General features: G+C 64.7%; 2 protein-coding genes. Both read left to right on the plus strand.

The genetic code is table 11. From position 1 onward, the window contains the following. The first annotated feature begins 239 nt into the window (after positions 1-239). Complete coding sequence (phaP1, locus tag FFS21_RS31515; RefSeq protein ID WP_137928596.1) at positions 240-818, plus strand: TIGR01841 family phasin PhaP1; 579 nt, start codon at positions 240-242, stop codon at positions 816-818. 402 nt (positions 819-1,220) lie between these two features. Continuing rightward, positions 1,221-4,970: two-partner secretion domain-containing protein (locus tag FFS21_RS31520; protein WP_249359769.1), on the plus strand; the 3,750-nt coding region annotated here is incomplete at its 3' end.

Below are 4,970 nucleotides of genomic sequence, written 5' to 3' on the forward strand. Positions count from 1 at the left end.
CACCCACCCTCTATTTTTTGTGCGATGCACAAAAACCGCTTGACACCTATCGCCGAATTCTTAGAATTGGAATTGTTGCGGCGCATCAAAGCCCTCAGGACCAATAAAAGGCCGGGGACGCGGCGCTGACAAACGGACATACGCTCGGGCTAGCCAAGATACAAACAAGTCATGGCTTTGACATCTGGGCGGCTTAATTTCACTTTGCTAGACCTTGAAGTTCACCACTGGAGACCAGCATGATTCTGACCCCGGAACAAGTTGCAGCCGCACAAAAAGCCAACCTCGAGACCCTGTTTGGTCTGACCTCGAAAGCCTTTGAAGGCGTGGAAAAGCTGGTCGAGCTGAACCTGCAAGTGGTCAAGGCAACGTTCGCCGAAAACGTCGACAACGCCAAGAAGGCACTGTCGGCCAAGGACGCACAGGAATTCCTGACCATCCAGGCCGCGCTGGTTCAGCCGGTTGCCGAAAAGACCCTGGCCTACACGCGCCACCTGTATGAAATCGCTTCGGAAACCCAAAGCGAGTTCACCAAGGTAGCGGAAGCCCAACTGGCCGAAGGCTCGAAGAACGTGCAAGCCCTGGTCGACAATTTCGCCAAGAACGCCCCGGCCGGTTCGGAATCGACCGTGGCCATCGTGAAGTCGGCCATCTCGGCTGCCAACAACGCTTACGAGTCGGTCCAGAAGGCCACGAAGCAAGCTGTTGAAATGGCCGAAAGCAACTTCCAGGCTGCCGCCACGGCCGCTTCGAAGGCTGCCCAGCAAGCCAGCGCCACTGCGCGCACGGCTGCCAAGAAGCCGACGGCTGCTGCCTAAGCTTCAGTAAGCTCCAGCGAACCGGCTCCGGCCGGTCCGTTGGCCAAGCGCCCTGCTCTTTTCCTTCGGATGGCAAGACGCTTCGCCAACGGTGGCGACACCGTAAGCCCTCGTCGCCCGCACCGTACCCATGTCTCCTCGGTGCCGATCCAAAGGTATCGATTCAAACCCCGGCCCCTGTACGCAGGCAGCCGGGATTTTTTTCGTCCCGGCATTCGTAGTCGTTCAATGCGCTGGGCGGTTAATTGAATAATAAGATGCTGCTGCCGCTCCCGCTTTCCGCCTAACCGGTTGATGTAAATAGAAAAAAATCCAAAATAACTGATTCCAGATGCCTTGATCGTCGTTAAGTCCTGACCAGCAACCCGCCGGTTACAGTCCGCGCCATCCCGCACTACACGCATGGCCGAACCTATGAACCGCAGTCGCTACCGTCTCGTCTTCAACCCGCATCGCCGCATGCTCATGGCCGTGGAGGAATGCGCCGTGAGCCGAGGTAAAGGCCGGGATGGTGGCAGCCGGGTCCAATCGGACTGCGCTGGCGCGCCTCCCGTGCGTTTCATCCTCCGGTGGCTGGCGCTTTCGGCCTGGATTGCAGCGGGCGTGCCGGTGCACGGGTGGGCGCAGGTGGTGGCGGACACCCACGCTGGCCCGCATCGCCCGACCATCGGCCAGACTGCGAACGGACTGCCCCAGATCGATATCACGCGGCCGTCGGGCGCCGGGGTCTCCATCAACGACTACACGCGGTTCGACGTGCCGAGGTCGGGTGTCATTCTCAACAACTCGCCGACCGCCGTGCCGACCCAGCAGGCCGGCTTCATCAACGGCAACGCCAACCTGCTGCCAGGCGGTTCCGCGCGGATCATCGTCAATCAGGTCACCAGTTCGAACCCAAGCCAGTTACGGGGCTACCTCGAAGTGGCGGGGCCGCGCAGCGAGGTGATCGTGGCCAACCCCACCGGCATCCTCGTCGAAGGTGCGGGCTTCATCAACACCAGCCGCGCCACGCTGACCACGGGCACGCCCATGTACGGCGGCAGCGGCAGCCTGGATGCATTCCGGGTGACTGGCGGCCAGATCGCGGTGCGCGGAGACGGGCTGAATGCCGCCCATGTCGATCGGATCGATCTCATCGCGCGCGCGGTGCATGTCAATGCCGCGACGTATGCGAACCAACTCAACGTCATCGGCGGCGCCAACCAGGTCAGCCGCGACACGCTCGCGGCTACGCCAATCGACGGCGCCGGCCCTGCCCCGTCCATCGGCATCGACGTGGCCGAGCTCGGCGGGATGTACGCCAACAAGATCCTGCTGGCATCCACCGAGCACGGCGTGGGCGTGTCACTGCGCGGGGTGGCAGCGGCGCAGGCCGGAGACCTGACGCTGACGTCGGCGGGGCGACTCGTCATGGCCGGGCAGACTTCAGCCAGCGGCAATCTGGACGCGCGCTCGCGCGGCGGTATCGAGCACAGCGGCACGACCTATGGCATGCAGCAGGTGTCGATCCACGCGCACGGCACGCTATCGAACAGCGGCACGCTGGCGGCGCAGCGGCGGCTCTCCGCCACCGGCGGCAGTGTGGCATCCACCGGCACGCTGGCCGCGGGCGTGAGCCCCGATGGCACAGTCGCCTCGCCGGCCGACCTCAGCGTGACCGCCACCACCGGCAAGCTCGCCGCTACGGGCCAGAACCAGGCCAGTGGCAACGTGCTGCTGCAAGGCGCGGGACTCGACCTCGCGGGCAGCCAGAGCACCGCTGGCGGGAATCTTGACTTGCAGGCCGGCGCGGCCGATCTCGACCTGACGGGCGCCACAAGCATATCGGGCGGAAATCTGTCCGCCTCCGCTCGAGGCGCCCTGCTCCACGACCGGGCCCAGATGGCGAGCCAGGGCGCACTGGCGCTGACGGCCGGGAGCGTGTCGAACCGGGGTGGAAAGATCGGCGCCCAGGACACTGCCACCATCGCCTCGGCGGGCCGCTTCGACAACGACGACGGCTCGGTACAGGCTGCCGGTGAGCTGCGGCTCGACGGCGCGATGGCCGTCAGCAATCGCGGCGGTATCTTCCTCGGCGGCAGGGGCTTCACGTTCGACCACGCTGGCGCCACGCTCGACAACGCTGGCGGCCAACTCCTCGGCGGCACCGATGTCAGCCTCCAGGTCGCCTCGCTCGACAATCGCCGGGGCACCATCAAGGCAAACCGGGACGTGGCCGTGGCGGGCGCGATCTCGGGAAGCGGCGAGATCGCGGCGGCGCGCAACCTGTCACTGGACGTCGCGGGCAACTACGAGAACGACGCGAACAACAGGCTGCGGGCCGATGGCGACATGCGCGTCTCGACCACCGGCAAGCTCACCAACACCGGCACGCTCGCAGCAGTCGGCGGCCTGACCGTGCTAGGTGCAGAGGTCGTGAATGCCGCGGGCGCCGGCATGGTTGGCACGCGCACCACAGTCGAAGCGTCGCAATCGCTCGCCAATGCGGGCCGCATCGAAGGCGATACCGTCCAGACCCGCAGTGCGACAACCACCAACACCGGCGCGATCATCGGCAACGACGTCACCGTGCAAGGTAGCGAGGTGGTCAACCACGGGCCGGCTGCGCTGGTCGCGGCGGTGAGGAACCTGCATGTCTATGCCGCCGACTCCGTGCAGAACCTCGATGGCGCCACGCTCTACAGCGCAGGCAACCTGCAGGTGGCCCGCGACGGCGAGCGCGATCCCGAGACGGGTCTACTGCGCAACCAGGTGGGCGAACTGGTCAACCGATCCGCGACGATCGAGGCCGAGGGCGACATCGACATCGCTGCGAAGGACGTTCGCAATACACGCACGCGCATCGTGACCGAAGCGGGGACGCCAGTGCAGATGGCGGTGAAGACGCTCAGGCTCTGGCAGGCGGGTCTTCCGGACGGAGAGTTGAACTGGCACCGCAGCATCACCTTTCCGGGCTGGACATGGGGCACCGGTCGCGCGCCGGTCAGCACGCCCCAGACAAACGCACTGCGCACGCCAATCACGGTGACCGTCGACAAATCGACCGTCACCAAACTCGACACCGACAAGCGGACGCTCTCCTTCACGGAATCCCCAATCGAGGAATATCGTCTGGGCGTCGGACTGCCAAGCAACTGCAACGCCGAAACCGGCATCTGCTCACGCCCGATCGCCACGCGCGCGACGCAGTATTACGAGGCGATCCTCGACAACGGCGACACCTACAGCATCACCTTCTGGCCCGATTGGGACCCGAACATCCACATCCGGCCGGACGATGTGCGTCAGCAAAACTTCGGCGCCGACTACACCGAGATTTCTCGCGATACCGTCACGACAACGGCGACGGACCGGCTCATCAGCGCCACCGAAGCCGCGAAGATCCAGGCTGGCGGCAACATCCGCATCAATGGCGAGGGCGGCAGCATCTTCAACCAGTCATCGACCATGGCAGCGGGTGCGAACCTCGTGCGTGTTGCCGGGAAGGTCGAGGATGTCGGCACGGTGTTGCAGCAAAAGATCACGACGCAGGACACCTCTACGTTCTACTGGCACCAGCGAACTGGGTACAGCAGCAAGACCGAGGTCGTTCCCCATCCGAGCACGCGGCAGGCGCCCACCACTGTGGCGGCGCTCGCGGCCATCGCCACGGCGAATCAGGCGGTGAAGACCAGCGCCCCGGATGTCAGCGTGAGGTCGGTGGATACCGTGGGGGCGACGGTGACGGGCGGTGGCGACGGCAGTACTGGATTGGCCGCCGGCGCGGCACCTGGGGGAGGCGTTCCGAACCTCACCCTGCCGACCAACGGGCTGTACACGATTCGTTCGGTGCCGGGCGACACCTACCTCGTCGCCACGGACCCGCGCTTCACGCAATACTCGCGATTCCTCTCCAGCGACTACATGCTTGGAGCCTTGGGCATCGATCCGCAGATGACGCAGAAGCGTCTTGGCGATGGCTTCTACGAGCAGAAGCTGGTCCGCGACCAGATCACCCAACTGACGGGCAGGACGTTCCTCGCCGGGCACACCAGTCAGGTGGAGGAATACCAGACGCTGATGAGCCAGGGCGTAGCCGTCGCCAGCGCCTTCGGCCTGATGCCCGGTATCGGACTGACCGCCGAGCAGATGCGCCAACTCACGACAGATATC

Source organism: Cupriavidus sp. 2SB (genome assembly GCF_005503625.1).
In the GTDB taxonomy this organism is placed as follows: domain Bacteria; phylum Pseudomonadota; class Gammaproteobacteria; order Burkholderiales; family Burkholderiaceae; genus Cupriavidus.